At 71.5% G+C, this 19,081-nt stretch carries 16 protein-coding genes and 2 pseudogenes; 13 read left to right on the top strand and 5 right to left on the bottom strand.

Annotated elements, in window-relative coordinates; translation table 11 throughout:
• Window positions 1-11 precede the first annotated feature (11 nt).
• Window positions 12-1,790: a serine/threonine-protein kinase gene (locus ABZ937_RS24795; RefSeq protein WP_361695357.1), complete on the top strand. Its 1,779-nt coding sequence runs from the start codon at window positions 12-14 to the stop codon at window positions 1,788-1,790.
• A 39-nt stretch (window positions 1,791-1,829) separates the two neighbouring features.
• Here ABZ937_RS24795 and ABZ937_RS24790 read toward each other — a convergent pair whose 3' ends face one another.
• The 3 genes and pseudogenes from ABZ937_RS24790 to ABZ937_RS24780 form a co-directional block, all read right to left on the bottom strand.
• The gene (locus ABZ937_RS24790; protein ID WP_361695355.1) at window positions 1,830-2,696 is read right to left on the bottom strand and encodes an AraC family transcriptional regulator; all 867 of its coding nucleotides are present in this window, start codon (window positions 2,694-2,696) and stop codon (window positions 1,830-1,832) included.
• Window positions 2,697-2,821: 125 nt separating this feature from the next.
• Window positions 2,822-3,784 (bottom strand): alpha/beta hydrolase, encoded by a 963-nt coding sequence (locus ABZ937_RS24785; protein WP_361695353.1) that lies wholly within the window; start codon window positions 3,782-3,784, stop codon window positions 2,822-2,824.
• Window positions 3,785-3,847: 63 nt separating this feature from the next.
• A pseudogene (locus tag ABZ937_RS24780) lies at window positions 3,848-4,576 on the bottom strand (reductase); the annotation flags it as partial.
• Between the two features lie 349 nt (window positions 4,577-4,925).
• Here ABZ937_RS24780 and rox point away from each other — a divergent pair.
• A complete protein-coding gene (gene rox / locus ABZ937_RS24775) occupies window positions 4,926-6,353 on the top strand; it encodes a rifampin monooxygenase (protein WP_361695351.1) in 1,428 nt (475 codons plus the stop codon).
• A gap of 16 nt (window positions 6,354-6,369) precedes the next feature.
• On the opposite strand, the gene ABZ937_RS24770 is transcribed toward rox, so the two are convergent.
• Window positions 6,370-7,161: a helix-turn-helix transcriptional regulator gene (locus ABZ937_RS24770; protein WP_361695349.1), complete on the bottom strand. Its 792-nt coding sequence runs from the start codon at window positions 7,159-7,161 to the stop codon at window positions 6,370-6,372.
• Between the two features lie 94 nt (window positions 7,162-7,255).
• Between ABZ937_RS24770 and ABZ937_RS24765 the strand changes: the two genes are divergently transcribed.
• The 8 genes and pseudogenes from ABZ937_RS24765 to ABZ937_RS24730 form a co-directional block, all read left to right on the top strand.
• Window positions 7,256-8,059, top strand: coding sequence for a sulfite exporter TauE/SafE family protein (locus ABZ937_RS24765; RefSeq protein ID WP_361695347.1), 804 nt, complete (start codon window positions 7,256-7,258; stop codon window positions 8,057-8,059).
• 155 nt (window positions 8,060-8,214) lie between these two features.
• Window positions 8,215-9,015 carry a GNAT family N-acetyltransferase gene (locus tag ABZ937_RS24760; RefSeq protein WP_361695345.1) on the top strand — a complete coding sequence of 267 codons (801 nt, stop codon included), beginning with the start codon at window positions 8,215-8,217 and terminating at the stop codon, window positions 9,013-9,015.
• 178 nt (window positions 9,016-9,193) lie between these two features.
• Window positions 9,194-9,412: a hypothetical protein gene (locus ABZ937_RS24755; protein ID WP_361695343.1), complete on the top strand. Its 219-nt coding sequence runs from the start codon at window positions 9,194-9,196 to the stop codon at window positions 9,410-9,412.
• Window positions 9,413-9,533: 121 nt separating this feature from the next.
• On the top strand, window positions 9,534-10,472 hold the full coding sequence (locus ABZ937_RS24750) for a helix-turn-helix domain-containing protein (protein WP_361695341.1): 939 nt from the start codon (window positions 9,534-9,536) through the stop codon (window positions 10,470-10,472).
• Between the two features lie 76 nt (window positions 10,473-10,548).
• Complete coding sequence (locus tag ABZ937_RS24745) at window positions 10,549-11,379, top strand: carbohydrate-binding protein (protein WP_361695504.1); 831 nt, start codon at window positions 10,549-10,551, stop codon at window positions 11,377-11,379.
• Between the two features lie 164 nt (window positions 11,380-11,543).
• Window positions 11,544-12,824: an NAD(P)/FAD-dependent oxidoreductase gene (locus tag ABZ937_RS24740; protein ID WP_361695339.1), complete on the top strand. Its 1,281-nt coding sequence runs from the start codon at window positions 11,544-11,546 to the stop codon at window positions 12,822-12,824.
• Window positions 12,825-13,092: 268 nt separating this feature from the next.
• A complete protein-coding gene (gene crcB / locus ABZ937_RS24735; protein ID WP_361695502.1) occupies window positions 13,093-13,524 on the top strand; it encodes a fluoride efflux transporter CrcB in 432 nt (143 codons plus the stop codon).
• A pseudogene (locus tag ABZ937_RS24730) lies at window positions 13,521-13,619 on the top strand (fluoride efflux transporter CrcB); the annotation flags it as partial. The gene crcB and the pseudogene ABZ937_RS24730, both read left to right, overlap by 4 nt.
• Window positions 13,620-13,844: 225 nt before the next feature.
• Here the strand turns inward: ABZ937_RS24730 and ABZ937_RS24725 are convergent.
• Window positions 13,845-14,096, bottom strand: coding sequence for a hypothetical protein (locus ABZ937_RS24725; RefSeq protein WP_361695500.1), 252 nt, complete (start codon window positions 14,094-14,096; stop codon window positions 13,845-13,847).
• A gap of 82 nt (window positions 14,097-14,178) precedes the next feature.
• Between ABZ937_RS24725 and ABZ937_RS24720 the strand changes: the two genes are divergently transcribed.
• The 3 genes from ABZ937_RS24720 (at window position 14,179) to ABZ937_RS24710 (ending at window position 19,080) form a co-directional block, all read left to right on the top strand.
• On the top strand, window positions 14,179-14,727 hold the full coding sequence (locus ABZ937_RS24720; RefSeq protein WP_361695337.1) for a YciI family protein: 549 nt from the start codon (window positions 14,179-14,181) through the stop codon (window positions 14,725-14,727).
• Window positions 14,728-14,961: 234 nt separating this feature from the next.
• On the top strand, window positions 14,962-16,878 hold the full coding sequence (locus ABZ937_RS24715; protein WP_361695335.1) for an SMI1/KNR4 family protein: 1,917 nt from the start codon (window positions 14,962-14,964) through the stop codon (window positions 16,876-16,878).
• Between the two features lie 102 nt (window positions 16,879-16,980).
• Window positions 16,981-19,080, top strand: coding sequence for a serine/threonine-protein kinase (locus ABZ937_RS24710; protein ID WP_361695333.1), 2,100 nt, complete (start codon window positions 16,981-16,983; stop codon window positions 19,078-19,080).
• Window position 19,081: the final 1 nt, after the last annotated feature.

Genomic DNA, 19,081 nt, shown 5'->3' with positions numbered 1-19,081 from the left:
AGCTCCCGCGCATGAGCGAAGCGGGCAGCGACAACAGCGGCAGACGGGTTGTCGACGGGCGGTTCGAGCTGGAGAGACGGCTCGGCGGTGGCGGTATGGGCATGGTCTGGTCGGCACGGGACCTGGTGCTGCACCGGAGCGTGGCCGTCAAGGAGGTCCGCCCGCCCGATCCGGACCTCGCCGAGTACGACCCGGAAGCCGCGCGGATGCTGCGGGAACGGGTCCTGCGGGAGGCCCGTGCCCTGGCCAGGGTCGACCACCCCAACGTGGTGACGATCCACCACATCGTGGACGGCGGCCCGGGAACCTACCCCTGGATCGTCATGGAGCTCGTCACCGGCGGCTCCCTGGCCGACCGGCTCGCCCGTGGCCCGATGGATCCGCGAGAGGCGGCGCTGCTCGGACGGGAGGTGCTGGCGGCGCTGCGCGCGGCGCACGAGGCCGGCATCCAGCACCGTGACGTGAAACCGGCCAACGTCCTGCTGCGACCCGACGGACGCCCGGTGCTCACCGACTTCGGCATCGCGGCGATCCGCGAGTCGACCGCCCTCACCGCCACCGGATCGGTCATCGGCACGCCCGACTACATGGCTCCGGAACGCGTCGCGGGCCATGACGGCGGCCCCGCCTCGGACCTCTGGTCGCTGGGGATGATGCTGTACACGGCGGTGGAAGGCCATCATCCGCTGCGCCGGGGCACGACACTGGCGACGCTCGCCGCGGTCCTCAGCGAGGAGATCCCGCCACCGGTCCGGGCCGGCGCGCTGCGCGAGGTCCTGGTCCGGCTCCTCGTCCGCGAGCCCGCGGCCCGGCCCGGTGCCCCGGAGCTGGAGCGAATGCTGGACACCGCTGCCCGCGCGGCGGAACCACCCACCTCCTATCCACTGCAGCCCCCGCCCGCCGCACCGGCTCCCGGCATGGCGACAGCGCCGCCGGCCGCGCCGCCCTCCGTCCCTTCGACGCCCCCGCCCGCAGCTCAAGCACCGGCGACACACGCGGGGCCGTTCTCCGGGCCGGCGTCCGGTCCGTACGACGCCCGCCCCGCGCACACGGTGTCACCGGGGCCAGAGGACGCGCGTCCCCGGTCCATGACGGTGCCCGTGCGGCCCGGCCGCCGTCGGCGCTGGACGTCGGTGGGTCTGCCCGTCGCCGGAGTGGCGCTGGCCGGCGCCCTCGCATGGACGCTGTGGCCGGACGAGGGCACCCAGGGCTCCCGCGCGACCGGGACCACTGGCTCCGCCGATCCCACCATCAGCGCACCGGCGGACGGCAAACCGGCGGACGGCGGACCGGCCCACTCCGCCTCGCCCGCGGAGCAGGACCGGACCGGCAGGACGGACCTGCTGACCCCGGCCGGCATCCGCACCGCCGTCGACGCCATCGAGAAGCAGACCGGCCGGGACCGGTTCGGCGGCCTCACGGTGTACCCGGGGTACGTCTCGGCCGAGGTGATGGTGCCGGGCAGCGACACCAGGTACGACACGTACACCTATCGGCCCGGGCAGGGTGTGGAGAAGGGCATCATCAGCGCTTCGCTGTCGAGCGACAGCACCCCCGTCACCCTGGACGGATTCGACTGGGACGCGGTGCCGGCGCTGCTCCGCGAAGGTGAGAGGAAGCTGAAGGTCGACGACGTGACCTCCCGCTACCTGGTGATGAACCTGCAGGACAAGGCATTCGGCACACCCGCCGGGATGTCCGTGTACCTCAGCAACGCCTACAACCAGACGGGCTACCTCCAGGCGGACCGCAAGGGAAAGGTGCTGAAGGTCATGCCCAACGACGACTGAGGAACGCCCCGCGGCTTCCGGCCGGTCAGGAGGCCTCGTTCAGCCCTGCTCCCGCTCCACCGGAAGCCACAGCTCGGCGTCGGCCTCGGTCCCGTCCGGGGACAGGCTGGTGCGCAGGACCTCGGGGCCGGGGCGGCTGCGGTAGGGGTTGGACGGGAACCACTGGGTGAACACGTCCCGCCACAGCTCCTGGATGGCCTGCGGCGCAGGACCGGAGGTGGTGAAGACCGCCCAGGTGCCGGCCGGGACGGCGAGGGCGACCGTGCCCTCGGGGGCGGCAGCGGACGTGATCACCCCTTGGTAGTAGTCGAGTTCGGTGCCTTCGGCGCGGCTCGGGTCCAGGTCGTCGCAGACCGCGACGATGCCCTGCGGCTCCTGGTCCGACAGCTTCGCCAGGCGCTCCATGACCTGCGGGTCGATCCCGCGGACGAAGTCGATGATCGCCTGGTTCGGTCCCACGTGCACCAGTGGCACCCGGGCCTTGACGCCGACGACGCTGAAGTCCGGCCTGTCCACTATGCGATAGCGCATGCTGCTGCTCCCTTCGACGGTGAGGCGGAAGGTCAACCGGGGCTGGGAGACGAGCGCGGCTCCGTTGCGCCGTGCCTCACCGGGCCCGACCCCGTGCAGGGCACGGAACGCCCGGGCGAACGCCTCGCCCGAGCCGTAGCCGTAGCGCACCGCGACCTCCAGCAGAGACTCGTCCCCCGCGAGCACCTCGGCACCTGCCACGGTCAGCCGACGGCGCCGGATGTACTCCGACAGCGGCATGCCCGCGAGCGCGGAGAACATCCGGCGCAGGTGGTACTCCGAAGTGGCCGCGATGCGCGCCAGCTCGGCCCCGTCGATGGACTGGTCGAGGCGGCGCTCGATGTGATCCAGGGTCTGGTTGAGCCGCTCCAGCACGCCCGGTCTCCTTCCTCTTTCGTGATCACCACGCTAGGCGGCGGGCACCCTGCCGGACCCGACATCCTGTGCCCGATCCGGTCGGGTGGGCAGCAGGGCCCGGGACACGCGCCGGCAGGCCGGGATCAGTCGCAGGCCCGGAGGAATTCGATCAGTGCCGCGTTCACCTCGTCCGGGCGTTCCTGCTGGGTCCAGTGTCCGCAGCCCGCCAGCTTGACGGGCGCCCGCACCAGGTTGGGCATCAGGGCGGGGAGTCGCTCGATGAGTTCGGGTGTCCCCGGGAACGCGGGGACGACGTCGTGGTCGCCGTAGATGTACAGGGCGGGCCGGGAGACCACGGCGCCGTGCCACGGAGCGGTCAGCTCCCAGTTGCGGTCGAGGTTGCGATACCAGTTGAGCGCCCCGGTGAAGCCCCGGGAGAAGCTCTCGGTGAGCGCGTCGAGATCGTCCTCGGTGAACCACCCCGGCAGCACCTCGGGGTCCGGGAGGGCCGCGAGCCAGCCCCGCTCGGGATCGACCAGCGGCTGCTTGCCCTCGCCGGCGCCGGGAGCGTCTCCGGAGGCCATGGAGAAGAACTTCCGCAAAGCGGTGCGGGTGTCCGCGGCGAACTCGGCGTCGGCGACACCGGGACGGTTGAAGTAGTTCCAGTAGAAGCGGCCCTGGAACATCCTGTCCATGGCGGGCAGCGGAGGCTCGGTCCCCCGGAACGGCGGTGGCACGCTCAGGCCGGCCACCCCGCGCACCATGTCCGGCCGGAACAGCGCGGTGTGCCAGGCGACCGGCGCGCCCCAGTCGTGCCCGACGACGTACGCCGTCTCCTCGCCCAGGGCGTGGATCAGTCCGACGACATCGCCGACCAGGTGGAAGATGGTGTACGACTCGACATCCTCGGGATGGTCGCTGCGCCCGTATCCGCGCTGGTCGGGAGCGACGACACGGTAGCCCGCGCCGGCCAGCGGGCCGAACTGGTGGTGCCAGGAGTGCCACGACTCGGGGAAGCCGTGCAGGAGCACCACCAGGGGGCCTTCGCCCTGTTCGGCGATGTGCAGCCGCATCCCGTTCACGTCGACCATGCGATGCTCAACCATGGTCATGAGGGTACGTGCCGTGATCATCGGGCCGGTGGCGACACGGGTCGGCAGCGGGCGCCGTCAGTAGACGTCACGCACGTAGCGCCTGTCCGTGGAGAGGCGCCTGACGTAGGCGGCGGCTTCGTCGGAGTCCAGGCCGCCGTGGGTGGCGACGACGTCCTTGAGCGCCTGGTCGACGTCTGTGGCCATGCGTCCCGCGTCGCCGCAGACGTAGAAGTGGGCGCCGTCCTGGAGCCACTGCCACAGGCGGGCGCCGTTCTCCCGCATCCGGTCCTGGACGTAGATCTTGTTGCGCTGGTCGCGGGAGAAGGCGAGGTCGAGTCGGTCGAGGTGGCCGGATGCCCGGTACGCCTCCAGGTCCTCGCGGTGGTATAAGTCGGTGGCCTGGCGCTGTTCGCCCAAGAAGAGCCAGTTGGGGCCGGTGTGGCCGCGGGCCTGGCGTTCTTCGAGGAAGCCGACGAAGGGTGCCACGCCGGTGCCGGGCCCGACCATGATCATGGGGGTGGCGGGGTCGGCGGGCGGACGGAAGTGCGGTGAGCGCTGCACGAAGACCTGGACCGGGCCGTCGTCGGCGCAGTCGGCCAGGTAGGTGGAGCACACGCCCTTGCGGTCGCGGCCGAGGTCGTTGGCGTAGCGGACGACCGAGACGGTGAGGCGGACCTCGCTGGGGTGGGCGAGCGGGCTGGAGGAGATGGAGTACAGCCGGGGCTGGAGCCGCCTGAGCACGGCGGTCCATTCCGCGGCGGACGCGCGGAGCGGGAACGCCGCGACGACGTCGGCGGCCTGGCGGTCCCGCCTCGGTGCGCAGGGATCCCTCGGGTATGTCCCACAGCTTCTCGACGAAGGCGCGCTCGGCAGCGTCGAGCACGGACCGCTGACCGGGCAGCGTCGGGCGCGTGAGGGGTTACGCCGCACGCACACGGCACGGCGGCGCGGTGTGAGGCGAGGACGTCCGCGGGGACAGCGGACCGCAAAAGGAAGGGCAAGGAGATCAGCCGCTCCTTGCCACTCTCAACGTATAGCGCACCAGGGGCCTTGCGGCAAGACCCCCGTCGTGCCGCAGAATTTCCGGCCGTGGCCTCGGCGGGCGGAGCAGCCCGCCGACATACGGCCGTGTCGAGTTGTGTGGGGGGATTTGATGATCGACGTGATCGTGGTCGGCGGCGGACCGACCGGCCTGATGCTGGCCGGCGAGTTGCGGCTGCACGGCGTACACGTGGTCGTGCTGGAGAAGCTGACCGAGCCGACCGAGCAGTCTCGCGGGCAGGGCCTGCACGCGCGCAGCGTGGAGATCATGGACCAGCGCGGCCTGCTGGACCGGTTCCTCGCGATCAGTGAGAAGTTCCAGGTCGGCGGTCTCTTCGGTGGCATCGCCAAGCCGTGGCCGGAACGGCTGGAGACGGCACACCCGTACGGCGTCGCCACTCCGCAGCCGGTCACCGAGCGGCTGCTCGACGAGCGTGCCCGCGAACTCGGCACCGAGATCCGGCGCGGCTGCGAAGTGGTCGGGCTGAGCCAGGACGAGGAAGGGGTGACCGTTCAGCTGGCGGACGGCACGCACCTGCGCTCGCGCTATCTGGTCGGGTGCGACGGCGGCCGGAGCCTGGTGCGCAAGCGGCTCGGCGTCGGTTTCCCCGGCGAGCCCGCCAAGGTGGAGACGCTGCTGGGGGTGATGGGGATGACCGAGGACTCGGCGACGATCGCCGCCGTGGGCGCGGAGGTCCGCAAGACCCAGCCGCGGTTCGGCGCCACCCCTCTCGGGGACGGGACGTACCGCGTCGTCGTGCCCGCCGACGGCGTGGCCGAGGACCGTACGACCCCGCCGACCCTTGAGGAGTTCAGGCGGCAGCTGCGGGCGTACGCGGGTACGGACTTCGGGGCGCACTCGCCGCGCTGGCTGTCCCGCTTCGGCGACGCCACCCGGCAGGCCGAGCGCTACCGGGTCGGCCGGGTGCTGCTGGCCGGCGACGCCGCGCACATCCACCCGCCGACCGGCGGACAGGGCCTCAACCTGGGCGTCCAGGACGCGTTCAACCTCGGCTGGAAACTGGCCGCCGAAGTCAACGGCTGGGCACCGCAGGGGCTGCTGGACACCTACCACAGCGAGCGGCACCCGGTGGGCGCCGCCGTGCTGGACAACACCCGCGCGCAGATCACGCTGATGGGGACCGATCCGGGCGCGACCGCGCTGCGGGAGCTGTTCTCGAAGCTGATGGACTTCGAGGAGGTGAACCAGTACGTGACCGGGATGATCACCGCGGTCGGGGTCCAGTACGACTTCGGCGAGGGACACGAACTGCTCGGCCGCCGGCTCCGGGACGTGAAGCTCAAGCAGGGGCGCCTGTACGAGCTGATGCACCGAGGCCGCGGACTGCTGCTCGACCAGACCGGCCGGCTCTCGGCGGCGGGCTGGGCGGACCGGGTCGACCACGTCGTCGACGTCAGCGAGGAACTGGACGTGCCCGCGGTCCTGCTGCGGCCGGACGGTCATGTGGCGTGGGCCGGTGCGGACCAGGGCGACCTGGCCGGCGGGCTGGCGAAGTGGTTCGGGGCTGCCGTCGGCTGAGCGCGGAGCACGCGACTCAAGGGGCACGGGACCGGACGTCGGCGGCGGGGCTTCTGTACGCCGTCGGTGGCCGGCCGAGGAGCCTCTTGAACGCGGCCGTGTACGCGGCGGGGTTGTCGTAGCCCAGCGTGACCGCAATGCGCGTGACCGGTACGCCCGCGGTGAGGTGCGGCAGGGACTGCAGGATGCAGGCCCGCTGCCGCCACTGCGAGAAGCTCAGGCCGGTGCCCCGTTGGAACAGACGGGCGAGGGTGCGTTCGCTGACGTTGAGGGATGCGCACCAGCGTGCCGGCGGGTCGTGGATGTCCGGCTGCCGCAGGAACGCCTCGCACAGGCCGCGCAGTCCCGGGTGGGACGGCAGCGGCACATCGAGCGGCAGCGGGGCGAGATTCCGGAGTTCGTGGAGGATGAGGGCCGCGACCGCCGCGTCACGGCTGTGCTCGGCGTAGCGCGGCTCCATCTCGACGGCCTCCAGGATCAGCGCCCGCAGCAGCGCGGACACGTCGACGGCCTGGCAGCGGGCGGGAAACCACGGCACGGCGGCGGGCTCGATGTAGAGGCTGCGGGTGCTGACCCCTGTCATCGTGACCTGGTGCCTGGTCAGCGGCGGGATCAGTACGGCCCGGGCGGTGGGAATCGTCCAACTGCCGTCCGCCGTCTCGACCCGCATGACACCGGTGGCCGCGTACAGGACCTGGGCCCGGCGGTGCTCGTGCCAGACGAGCAGGTGGTCAGGGGGATAGTCGGTGCCGATGGCCAGCACGGCACGATCGAGGTCGTCCACCTCCGCGACCGGGACATTGCGCATGCCGCGAGGGTACGCGGGACCGTGTCTGCTGCGCGTAGGAAGGTGGCGATTCACCGATTGCCCGCCAGGTCTCGTGATCCCTAGCGTCGTGCCCGTGCTGACCTCGTTCCTCACCCCCCTGCTCTTCGGCTGCCTGACCGGCCTCACGACCGTGCTCTTCGGCTTCGGCGGCGGCTTCGTCACGGTCCCGGTCGTCTACGGTGTCCTGACCGCCACCGCACGTCCGGGAGACGCCATGCACGTCGCGGTGGCCACCTCGGCGGCGGTCATGATCGTGAACGCCGTGGCGGCGGCACTGGCCCAGTGGCGCGAGGGCCGGCTGCGCCGCGCGTACCTCTGGCCACTGGCGGCGTTCATCACGATCGGTGCCGCCGCCGGATCCTTCGCGGCCACCTTGCTCGGCGGTACGGCGCTGCGCCTGACCTTCGCCGCCTACTTGCTGGTGACCATCGCCGACAGCCTGCTGCGCAAGGGCTTCCTCTCCGTGGCACACCAGACGCCTCCCGAACCCCTGGGCCGGGTCACCGTCACTCTCGGCGGAACGGGCATCGGCCTGGTGGCTGCGGCGCTGGGAGTGGGCGGCAGCGTCATGACGGTTCCGCTGCTGCGGCGCAGGGGTCTGCCCATGGCCGAGGCCACCGCCATGGCCAACCCGCTGAGCGTCCCCGTCGCCGTCGCCGGCACCCTCGTCTACGCCCTCGCCCCCACCGCACCCGCCGGCACAGGACAGCTCGGCTACGTCGATCTCACCGCGGCCGCCGCCCTCCTCGCCGGATCGCTGCCCACCATCGCCGTGGCGAGGCGTATCACCGGCCGGGTCCCGGACCGCGTCCACTCCATGGCCTACGTCGCGCTGTTGCTGGCCGTCCTGATCGTGATGGTGACGGCAGGGGCCTGAACCGGTCATTCGGTGCCGGCGAGCACGCACGCGAGTGAACTTCCGTCCCGTACCCGACGAAGCACTGCATAGTGAGAGGACCCGTGCCGGTCGGCACCGAGCCGAAGCCGCGACCGGCAGGCGGACCTCTGCAACTCCCGTGTCCTGGAGGCCTGATGACGGACCGTACGGAGTCGATCGAATCGATGCGGCAGCTCGCCGTGGTCTGGCGTGCCATGGTGCTCGACCGTGACGAGCACGCCGATGTGCGTGACCTTCCGGGCATCGCCGTACGCTGGGCGGACTGCCGGTTCGCCTTCTGGAACTGCATCACGTTGACCGAGGTCGACGCGGACGCGGCGCTCGTCGAGCAGCGCCTGAGCCAGGCGGCGGACATCATGCGCGCGAAGAAGCAGCCCGGATTCCTGTGGCTCTTCGAGGACCTCCTCGGCGACGAGGCACGTGCACAGGTGCGGACAGCGGCCGAGAAGGCGGGCCTTGAGTACGCCTTCCCCGGCACCGGCATGGCCGGCGACCTGCTTCCCGTCCCCGAGCCGTCCCACCCGGACCTGACCTTCGCGCGCGTGACCACGGACGAACAGCTGCGGGCGTACGCGGACCTGAACTCTCGGGCCTACGGATTCCCGCTGGAGGACGGCCGCGACGGTCTCCTCGGATCCACGCTGTGGAAGGAACGGGTGCATGCCTACCTGGGCATGCGGGACGGTGTCCCGGTGACGTGCGCCGGGACGGTGGAGGCAGAGGGCCGGCTGTTCGTCGTACTCGTCGCCACGGCCCCGGAGTGGGAGCGCAGGGGCTACGGGGAGGCGGTGACGCGAAAGGCCCTGTACGAGGGCGCCCGCACCACCGGCCTGACCCGGGCCACCCTGCACGCGACCGCGGCGGGAGCTCCCGTGTACCCCCGCATCGGCTTCAGGCCGAACTCGCCGATGCACTTCTACGGCCTGAAGGACTGACCTCCCGGCAGCGCCCCGCGGTTTGTCACCGAGTCATGACACCTTCGTCGCTCAACTGTGCTGAGAATCCAGTTAAGTTGACCACGTGCGTGAGATTCGTACGGTGACGCGGGCGCCGCCCCTTGACGGCATGCCGCCCTCGACGGGCCCGTAGGGGCTCGCTCGTGCAAGCGGCCGGATGGCTATCTACGACCTGATTCGCGGCGGCGCCGACGCCGCTCTCATCCTTGCCTGCACCATGGCGGGCACCTACGTGCTGCTCGTGTTCATCGTGCTGATCAAGCCGAGCAGCACACGCGGGAAGGCGGCCAAGGAGCTGCTGCAGTCGCATCCCTTCTCCAAGCGGCCTGACCCGAGCGAAGGGAACGGCCAGGACGCCAACCACAACACGTCATAACTCAGCTGCGCCTCGGCTCGCGGTCGGCGGCAAACGCCGAACCCGATTGGTCTGTACCTGACCCGTGCTCATGGGGTACCGATGAGTGACTGGACAGGTCTCCAAGAGGGGAGCATGGCCGATGCGTGGCACCACCGTCCTGCCCGGAACCCCCAGCCTGCCGCCCCCGCCCGGGGACGTACCGCTGCACCGCCTTGAGGTGGCCGGCCCCGGCGCCGCACCGTTCGCCGCCGGCTCGTTCGAGGCGGTGGGACCACTGTCCCGGTGGGACCGGCCGCACCGGCACACGTTCTACGAGATCGTCCATGTGAGCGCCGGTACCGGCACACACGTCGTCGATCTCGCGCGATGGCCGGTACGGCCCCCGCACCTGGCCGTGATCGTCCCCGGGCAGGTGCACCACTGGGAGGGCGGCGAAGGGCCGGAGGGGACGCTCGCGCTGTTCACCGACGACTTCCTGGTGGACCACCCCCGCGACCGCGAGGTGCTGCGCGAACTCGGCGAGCGGTGCTGGTTCGGGCTGGACGCCGAGCACGACCGCTCCATCCGGCACCTGATGGCCGAACTCGTCGCGGAGCACCGCCAACGCGCCCCGGGGCACGAGAGCGTCCTGCGCTCCCTGCTCCACGTGCTGGTCGTGCGTGCCTCCCGGCTGCCGGGCCGCACCGGCAACGCCCGCGCCCCGCGCGCCCAGGGACGCCCGGCCGCCGTGGCCGAGGCGTTCGCGCGGCTGATCGCCCGTCCCGAGGCGGCGCGGTGGTCCGTACGGGAGTGCGCCGACCGCCTGGGCGTGACGGCCAACTACCTCACGCAGGCGGTGCGGGCCGCCACCGGCCGCCCGCCCGGAAGGCTGCTGATCGAGGCACGCGTGTACCAGGCGCAGCGGCTGCTGGCCCACACCCAGCTGTCGGTACGACAGGTCGCCGCCCGCACCGGATTCGCCGACCCGGCCTACTTCAGCCGGTTCTTCCGGCGGGAGACCGGCAGCAGCCCCGGCGACTTCCGAAAACACCACAGCCGCCCTCTTCAGTCCCTCGAAGCCCCGCCCATGCCCGCCTAGGTTCATTGCCGATCCGCCCCGCAAGGAGCCCCCACGAGGAGGACACATGGACCGAGCAGACAGGTACGGCGCGGGCATGGAGGACTCGGGTGCGGAGGGTGAGCCGAGGTCGCCCCGGCTGGTCCGCCGCAAGACGGTGCTGCGCGCGGCCCTCGCGGCCACCGCCGCGATCCCCGTCTCCCTGATCGGCGGCCCCGCCCTCGCCCGTACCCTGGCCGCGGGCGGCACGGCGCCCGCACTCACCCCGCCGTGCGACGACGGCGACGACCCCACCCCCGAGCAGATCGAAGGCCCCTACTTCAAGCCCCGCTCGCCCGAGCGCACCAGCCTGCTGGAGCCGGGCCTGCCCGGCATCCCGCTCACCGTCACCGGGTACGTCTTCGGCCGGGCCTGCCTCCCGCTGGCCGGCGTCCTGCTGGACTTCTGGCAGGCCGACGACAAGGGCGCGTACGACAACACCGGCTTCCGGCTGCGAGGGCACCAGTACACCGACTCCCGCGGTTCCTTCGCGCTCACCACGATCGTGCCGGGCCTCTACCCGGGGCGCACTCGGCACCTCCACGTCAAGGTGCAGGCGCCCAGCCGGCCCGTCCTCACTACGCAGCTGTACTTCCCGAACGAGCCCCGCAACAACACCGACACGATCTTCGACCCGCGCCTGCTGATGACGGTGCGCGACGCGGGCGGCGGCCGGGAGGCGGCGTTCGACTTCGTCCTCGACGTCCCGCAGAACCCGGGGCCGGGCCCCGACCCGACCCCGTCGGGGGACACATGGGCCGCGGGCGTCACCTACCGGGCGGGCGACCTGGTCACGTACGCGAGCCGCGCCTACACCTGCCTCCAGCCGCATACGGCCCAGCCGGGCTGGGAACCACCGACGGTGCCGGCGCTCTGGCGGGCGGTCTGAGACGCATGGTGTCCTGGTCGCTCAGATTTTCCTGACTCCTCGGGGTGCGGCCTGATCCCGCATCACCCGATCCACACCTCTTGACAACTGGTCATGCCCCTGACAGCAGTGGGGTTCTGCATCACTCCACGAACGGCACCACACCCCGAAGGGGCGATCAGCGCATGACCAAGCCTGACAGCGCGGGACACGACTACGACGTCGTCATCAGCGGAGCCGGCCTCGCCGGCAGCGCCGCGGCGATCCTGCTCGCTCGACGTGGTGTCCGCGTCGCACTCCTGGAACGCCGCTCGGACCCCGATGCGTTCAAGGTGATGTGCACCCACTCCATCCAGGCCAGCGCCTACCCGGTGCTGGACGAACTCGGTCTCGTCCCCGCTCTCGAGAAGGCGGGAGCCGTCCGCAACCAGGCCCGCTGGTACACCCGCTGGGGATGGATCGAGCCGAAGGCCGCGCCCGCGGGCCCCGAACTGCCGTACGCGTACAACATCCGGCGCAGCACCCTCGACCCGATGATCAGGTCCCACGCCGCGGAGACCCCCGGCGTCGATCTGCTCCTCGGCCACCGGGTGACCGGGCTGGTCCGGGAAGCCGGGCGGACCACGGGGGTGCGCGCGTCGACACCACAGGGCGAGCGTGAGATCCGGGCCCGCCTGGTGGTCGGCGCCGACGGCAAGGACTCGGCCGTGGCGAAGTTCGCCGAGGTGCCGACCCGGCTCCACGAGAACGCGCGGTTCGGCTATTTCGCGCACTTCCGCAATCTTCCGCTGCACGGCGGAATCGGTCAGGCATGGTTTCTCGAGCCCGACATGGCGTACGCGTTTCCGAACGACGACGGGGTGACCGTCATCGCCATACTCCCGGACAAGAAGCGGCTGCCGGCCTTCCGGGAAGACCTGGAGGGCAGCTTCCTCGCCTTCGTCCGCGCCCTGCCCGAGGCGCCGCCCATCGACTCCGCCGAGCGCACCACGAAGATCACCGGCACGGTCGACTACCCGCTGCTCAGCCGCGAGCCGACCGCGCCGGGCCTCGCGTTGATCGGCGACGCCGCACTGACCGGCGATCCCCTGTGGGGGGTGGGATGCGGGTGGGCTCTGCAGTCCGCCCAGTGGCTGGCAGAGGCGGTCGCCTCGGCCGCAACAGGCCGGGGCGACCTCGACAGGTCGCTCGTGGTGTACGCACGCGGACACCGGCGCCGGCTGCGCGGTCACCAGTACCTGGCCGCCGACTTCGCCAAGGCCCGTCCGTTCAATCCCTTGGAACGGCTGATGTATTCGGCGGCCGCCCGCGACGAGTCGGTGGCGCGGCACATGTATCTGTTCGCCTCCCGCCTGATCGGTCCGCTGCGCTTCTTGACCCCCATGGCAGTGGCGAAGGCCTCGGCCGTCAACATCAGGCATCGCGTGGCCGGAGCACCACCCGCCCACCTGCCCCCTGGCTCATGACCCCGCCGGGTACTCTGGACGTACAGCCACCCCGCGCGGGCGGCTGTACGGCGGTGGGGCCCGCCGTCCCCAACCGCGACCACCAGGTCGCCAATGGTCCCTACCTGACCCTTTCTCGTGCGTCCCCGCGCACGCCCGAAGCCGATCAGGTAGGAGCCCGAACGACGTGCACACGCGCCACCGACCGGGAACGGCCGCGCCGACCGCCGGCCGGCAGGACGAACCGGCCGCCCCCACCACCGCTGTCGATCCATGGCCCACGCGGAAGGTGCCCGACCCGAGGGGCCGTCAAGCCGGAGTTCTCGCCGTCATAGCGCTCGGCGGCGCCCTGGGCGCCTGCGCTCGCTACGGCGCCACTCTGCTGTGGCCCACCGTCCCCGGAGCCTTTCCGTGGACCACGTTCTGGATCAACGTGACCGGCAGCGCCGCCATGGGCGTCCTCATGGTGCTGATCACCGAGGCGGCCACCGCCCACCCCCTGGTCCGGCCCTTCCTCGGCACCGGCGTCCTCGGCGGCTACACGACCTTCTCCACCTACGGCATCGACGCCCAGCACCTCGTCGACGACCACCGCATCGGCACCGCGCTGCTCTACCTCACCGCCACCCTCGCGACCGCGCTGTTCACCCTGTGGGCCACGGCCGCACTCACCCGGCTTCTCGTACGGCCCCGCCTCACCCGGACAGGAGACCGCGCGTGAACTGGCTCATGGACATCGCCGGCGCTCTCGTCGGCGCACCACTGCGCCACCTGACCGACCGCGCCGTCCAGGGCAGGCACGCCACGGTCTTCCCGGGACGTCGAGCAGGGCGAGCGCGCCCTGGGCGACCTGGGACGGGGCCCCGGCTCAACGGCGTGTTCGCCATGACCCCGGACGAACTCCCGTTGGCCGGGCCTGCGGCCGGGGTGGCCTGCCTGTGGTGCGCGGAAGCTTCCTGGGTCACGCACGCGGGTGGCGTCGGCCGTCAGCTCTCCGACCTGCTCCTGGATACCGGTGACCCGCTCAACGAACCGGCAAGATCACGCCCTTGGGTGGTCGCCCACTGCGTCCTCACCGACCGGGTCGTACGCCGGCAGTCTCGTATGCCCCTCCAACCAGTGGTTGACCCACCCGCAGTTCCCACAGGCGTACCGGCCGTTCACCCCGGAGATCTCCGTACCGCAGCGCCCGCAGCCCGTCGTCGTTATCTCCTGCCCCTCAAGGAACGCCGTCGCGGAAGCCGCGGTCTGCGCGTCTGTCGCTGGAGGGGTGTGCTGTCGAGTCCCGGTCACGGCGCCGAGCCTATCGAGGTTCGGTCGGGCCGCCGCCAAGTCGGTTGAGACTCTGCCCCACGTTGCGGCAGGGTCTGCGATCATGGAGTTCTTCTGCTACCACCGTGACCGGGCCGGTTCCGTGGCGTTGCGCGACAAGTTGCTGGAAGAGCACTGGTCCTACATGGACCGGTACGCGTCGGAGATGATCGCACGCGGCCCGACATTCGTCGCCGACGGCGACACGCCCACCGGCAGCGTGCACATCGTCGACCTGCCCGATCCCGCCACCGCTCGGGCGTTCGCCTTCGACGAGCCCAACTACCAGGCCGGCGTGTACCGGGACGTGCTGCTGCGTCGGTGGCGGAACATGCTGGGGCGCACCATGTGGGATTTCCCCGGCGGCCGGACCGGGGGCAGTCGGTACCTGGTCCTCGGTCTCGGACCGGAGCAGGCCGCCGACCTCGCCGTACCGCCGGGCCGCGACGAGCTGATCGCGTTCGGGCCACTGCTGTCCGACGACGGCGCCACGTGGCTGGGCACGGCGGCCCTCGTCCGGGCCCCGGACCCGGACACGGCCCGGGCCGTCCTGTCCGCGGACCGGTACGCGGACGTCGAGGTGCACGACTGGGAGTTCGGCGGACGCCGTTGACCGGTCGGCCTGCCGTGGGCACCGCACGCTCACGTGCTGTCAGACGTGTCGGTGGAGGCCGGTGCTCCCTGCGGTTCACCGTCCGGGCGCGGGTCGGAGCCCCGCGCCTCCTGCTTCACGCGACGCCATGAGGCCTCTGAACGGGGCGCAGCACGTCCAACCAGGTGCCCACGCGGTCGAGTTCACCGGCGCGACGATGATCCACTGTCAGTGGCCGGTGCCAAGATGGCGTGCATGGGGAACGTCGAGTGGGGGCCGCTGCTCAAGCGGTGGAGCGAGGAATGGCTGCAGGCGCTGGCCGCGAAGGAGCCGGAAGAGTTCGAGGAGCTGGACGAGGACGTCGTGCGGGAGCGCTGGCTGGGCTTCGCCCCGGCCGACCCGACACGGATCGCCGCTCTGGAGGAGCGGATCCGGGGTCTCGGGATAGAGGTGCCGCTGCCGCCGTCCCTGCGCTCCTTCCTTGAGACCACGGACGGTTGGCGCCATGCGGGCGGCTTCGTCTATCTGCTGGCGGGGGCGGAGCGCATCGAGTCGTACGGGGATCCGTACGAGCTGCAGAAGTTGTACGAGGAGAACCTGCACGAGAACCCGGCCGAGGAAGAGACGCTCCGGGCCGGCATGTGGGGCCGGGCGCTTCAGCTGGCGCTCGACTCGGACATGACGGACGTGCTGATCGACCCGGGCGATGTGGGCGCCGACGGCGAGTGGGCGGTGTACGTGTATCACGGCTGGGGCGGCGACTTCCCCGACCGATACGACTCGTTCCGCGCGTTCATGGAGGGCATGTACAAGGAGTTCTACCGCCTGGGCGGCGATGACTCCGGCTTCGAGAACACGGTCACCCGGGAACTCGACGCCAAGGTCGAGCAAGCCCGACTGGCCTGTCTGCGAGGCGAGTTGGACCAGGCACTCGCCGTGTTCGCCGAGGCCAGGGAGCTGGGCAGGCCGCGGGCCGGCCTGCTGTCCGCACAGCTCCGGGCGCTGCTCGACAGAGGCGGCTGGGTACCGGTCGATCCGCGCATGGACGACCCGCTGTACGCGGGGGAGGTGCTGCCCCTGAAGGCGCACGACCACTTGCGTGCGCGCCGTGGAGACGACACCTTGGTGCTCGGCCCGGTGACCGACGACTACGCGACGGACAGGGAACGGGCCAGGATCGTCCTCGGAGAGATCAGACAGCGCACCTACGAGTACGCCTCACCGGGACCCTTCGGGCGTGCGGTAAAGGAGGCCAGAGAGCTGGCGCGCTGGGGCGACACGGACGGCGCCTGGCAGGTGCTCGCGGCAGCGGTCCCGGAGTGGGAGCCGTACCGGGAGGACCATGTGGCCCCGTTCGGCCTGATCGGGGACCCGCTGCTCGGACCACTCGTCACGCCGGAACGGGCCCGGCAACTGCTCACCACGCCCCGGGCCGGTCAGACCCGGACGACGCCGGGGCCCGCCTCCGCCGCCGAGGGCGAAGGGGTGCCTGGGCCTGTCACCGGTCGGCAGCCTGTCCGTGATGGGCTCGGGTGGCTCGCCCATGGGGACGCCGGGAGCGGACTGCGGGGCAGCGCATACCGGTTCGTCCTGGTGGAGGGCATACACCCGGAGGAACTGGCCGAGCGGTTCGGCACGGGCCCGCTGGAGCCGGTGGCCGGCGAGAGCGATCTGTGGGATCTGCAGTTCGCATGGCAGCAGGAGCGACGCGGCCCCATGGCCCGGATCGGCGCCTGCGGAGGCTGGAGCTTCGCCTTCGAGACGCCCCGCCACCAGAGCTTCGACGCGGACCGCCTGACTCACCCCGGCACCGGGCTGTCGTACGGCACCCGCGCGCTCACCATCTGGCGCGCGCCGGGCCTGTTCCACTTCGCCTGCGCCGAGGATGGCGAGCAGCGGTACGCCTTCACGGTTCACACGTCCGAGCGGCACCACACGGGCACACTCCCCACCGCGCTCTCACCCGACAGCCTCTTCCCGGATCCGGCCGGGCCCGCCGAGGACCGCTCGGACGAGGGCCGTGCCTTGGACGCCATATCGGCGCTGTTCGGTGTCCCACTGCCCCGATTCGCCCTTGACCACGGGAGATTGCCCACGCTGCCGACCCAGCCGTGGATCAGGCCGCCGGAGCCCGGGGAGGGGTTTGTGACGGTCACGATCAAGCGAAGGTAGCCCCCGGACGAGGGGGTGGGTGTGGGATCGTCGGTGTGGTCCCGCAGGGGCGGGTCTGGTGTGACGCATATCGCCTGGCAGGCGTCCGGACGGGGGAGGCGGATGGCTTCGCGGGTTGTGGGCGGCCGTTACGAGTTGGTCGCGTTCATCGGCCGGGGCGGCATGGGGGAGGTCTGGGAGGGCCGCGATCGTGTGATCGAGCGCCGTGTCGCGGTCAAACTTCTGCCGCACGACCGGCGCGACGACTCCGACGCGGAGCTGTTCTTCCGCGAGGCCCGCACCGCCGGCGCGCTGAACCACGCGGGCGTGGTGACCATCTTCGACCTGGGTCAGGACCCCGACGACGGCGCCCTGTACCTGGTGATGGAGTTCCTCACGGGGCGGGACCTGGACATGGTGCTCCGCGAGGACGGCGTACCCCCGGTGGACACCGCCGTGGCCTGGGCGGCGCGGATCGCCGCGGCGCTGCAGGCCGCCCATACGGCCGGGGTGGTGCACCGGGACCTGAAACCGGCGAACCTCATGCTCACCAGCGACGACCGGATCAAGATCCTCGACTTCGGCATCGCCCGGTACATGGCGTCCACACACAAGTCGAGCAAGGTCATCGGCACACTCGCCTACATGCCCCCCGAGCGCTTCAGCGATCACTCCGGAGACGCCCGCTCCGACCTGTACTCCCTGGGCTGCGTGCTCTACGAACTCCTCACCGGGACCACTCCGTTCCGGGCCACCGAGCCCGTCGCATTGATGGCAGCCCATCTGAACACGGCTCCGCAGCCGCCGGGCCGGGCTCGCCCCGGTGTCCCCACAGCCCTGGACGACCTGGTCATGGCCCTTCTCGCCAAGGACCCCGACGACCGCCCCGCATCGGCGGCCGAGGTCCGCGACCGCCTCCGCGGACTCTCCGCCCCACCCCCAGGGCCCGAGGCCGGATCCCGTCCGTCCGGCCCGGACGCGAAGACCCTCACCGCCCCGCACAGCGGCGCCGGTCCCGGCGCAGGCGGAACGCCGGTGCGCGCCCAGGGAACAGCCGCAGCCGCGTCGACGCCGGCCGGGCGCGTCAGCCGCCGCACAGCGCTGCGGCTCGGTATCGGTGTTGCCGCCAGTGCCGGCATCGCCGCCGCGGCCTTCACTCTGTACGACCCCGACACCCCCGACGCGCGACCGTCGGGGCGATCCACTCCCGACCCGCGGCTCCAGTGGCGCTACACCACCAAGGCGGCGGTGACCTCGTCGGCGACGGTGGTCGGCGGGGTGGTGTACATCGGCGGCACCGACGGGAGCGTGTACGCCCTGGACGCCGCCAAGGGGGAGAGGAAATGGCGCTACCCGACCGGCGGCAAGATCGAGGGGGCGCCCACGGTGGCCGGCGGGCTGGTGTGCATCGGCAGCACCGACGGCAGTGTGTACGCCCTGGACGCCGCCACGGGGCAGCGCAAGTGGAACCACCCCATCGGCGGCAAGGTCGAAGGGGCGCCGACGGTGGCCGACGGAGTCGTGTACATCGGCGGCAGCCATGACGTGACCGCCCTGGACGCGGCCACCGGGAGGAAGAGATGGACCGCCTCCTGCGATTCCGGCCTTGAGCTTCCGGCGGTGGCCGACGGGACGGTGTACATCGCCGGCTACAAGTCCCTCACCGCCCTGGATGCGGCCACCGGGGACGAGAAATGGGTGCGCACCGCAAGGAGCTGGGGCTTCGCCAGAGAGATCGAATGGGACAGCACCTCGGAGGACTGGGGCTTCACCTCGCCGACGGTGGCCGGTGGGCTGGTGTACATCGGCAGCAGCAAGAGGGTGTACGCCCTGGACGCGGCCACCGGCGACAAGAGATGGTCCATCGACACCGGAGACTGGGTGAGGTCGTCACCGACGGTGGCCGACAAGGTCGTGTACGTCGGCTGCAGCAACAAGAGGGTGTACGCCCTGGACGCCGCCACCGGGAACGAGAGATGGACCGTTCGCAGCGGCGGCAAGGTCGAAGGGACACCCGCGGTGTCCGGCGGAGTCGTCTACGTCGGCAGCTCGGACCGCAAGGTGTACGCCCTGGACGCGGCCACCGGCAAAAGGAAGTGGACCTACGCCACCGGTGGCGGCGTCCAGTCCTCGCCGGCGGTGGTCCGCGGGCTCGTGTACGTCGGCAGCGAGGACCGGAACGTGTACGCCCTCAAAGCCGTCCTCGCCGACAGCTCGGCCTAGC

The organism is Streptomyces sp. NPDC046727, from assembly GCF_040645635.1.
Lineage (GTDB): Bacteria > Actinomycetota > Actinomycetes > Streptomycetales > Streptomycetaceae > Streptomyces.
Note: the sequence above shows the minus strand (reverse complement) of the source record. Positions and strands in the feature narration are given on the sequence as shown.

Coding starts and splice junctions, on each gene's coding strand:
- ABZ937_RS24795 (WP_361695357.1), top strand. CDS start 12: ATGAGCGAAGCGGGCAGCGACAACAGCGGCAGACGGGTTGTCGACGGG.
- ABZ937_RS24785 (WP_361695353.1), bottom strand. CDS start 3,784: ATGGTTGAGCATCGCATGGTCGACGTGAACGGGATGCGGCTGCACATC.
- rox (WP_361695351.1), top strand. CDS start 4,926: ATGATCGACGTGATCGTGGTCGGCGGCGGACCGACCGGCCTGATGCTG.
- ABZ937_RS24770 (WP_361695349.1), bottom strand. CDS start 7,161: ATGCGCAATGTCCCGGTCGCGGAGGTGGACGACCTCGATCGTGCCGTG.
- ABZ937_RS24760 (WP_361695345.1), top strand. CDS start 8,215: ATGACGGACCGTACGGAGTCGATCGAATCGATGCGGCAGCTCGCCGTG.
- ABZ937_RS24755 (WP_361695343.1), top strand. CDS start 9,194: ATGGCTATCTACGACCTGATTCGCGGCGGCGCCGACGCCGCTCTCATC.
- ABZ937_RS24750 (WP_361695341.1), top strand. CDS start 9,534: ATGCGTGGCACCACCGTCCTGCCCGGAACCCCCAGCCTGCCGCCCCCG.
- ABZ937_RS24745 (WP_361695504.1), top strand. CDS start 10,549: ATGGAGGACTCGGGTGCGGAGGGTGAGCCGAGGTCGCCCCGGCTGGTC.
- ABZ937_RS24740 (WP_361695339.1), top strand. CDS start 11,544: ATGACCAAGCCTGACAGCGCGGGACACGACTACGACGTCGTCATCAGC.
- ABZ937_RS24720 (WP_361695337.1), top strand. CDS start 14,179: ATGGAGTTCTTCTGCTACCACCGTGACCGGGCCGGTTCCGTGGCGTTG.
- ABZ937_RS24715 (WP_361695335.1), top strand. CDS start 14,962: ATGGGGAACGTCGAGTGGGGGCCGCTGCTCAAGCGGTGGAGCGAGGAA.
- ABZ937_RS24710 (WP_361695333.1), top strand. CDS start 16,981: ATGGCTTCGCGGGTTGTGGGCGGCCGTTACGAGTTGGTCGCGTTCATC.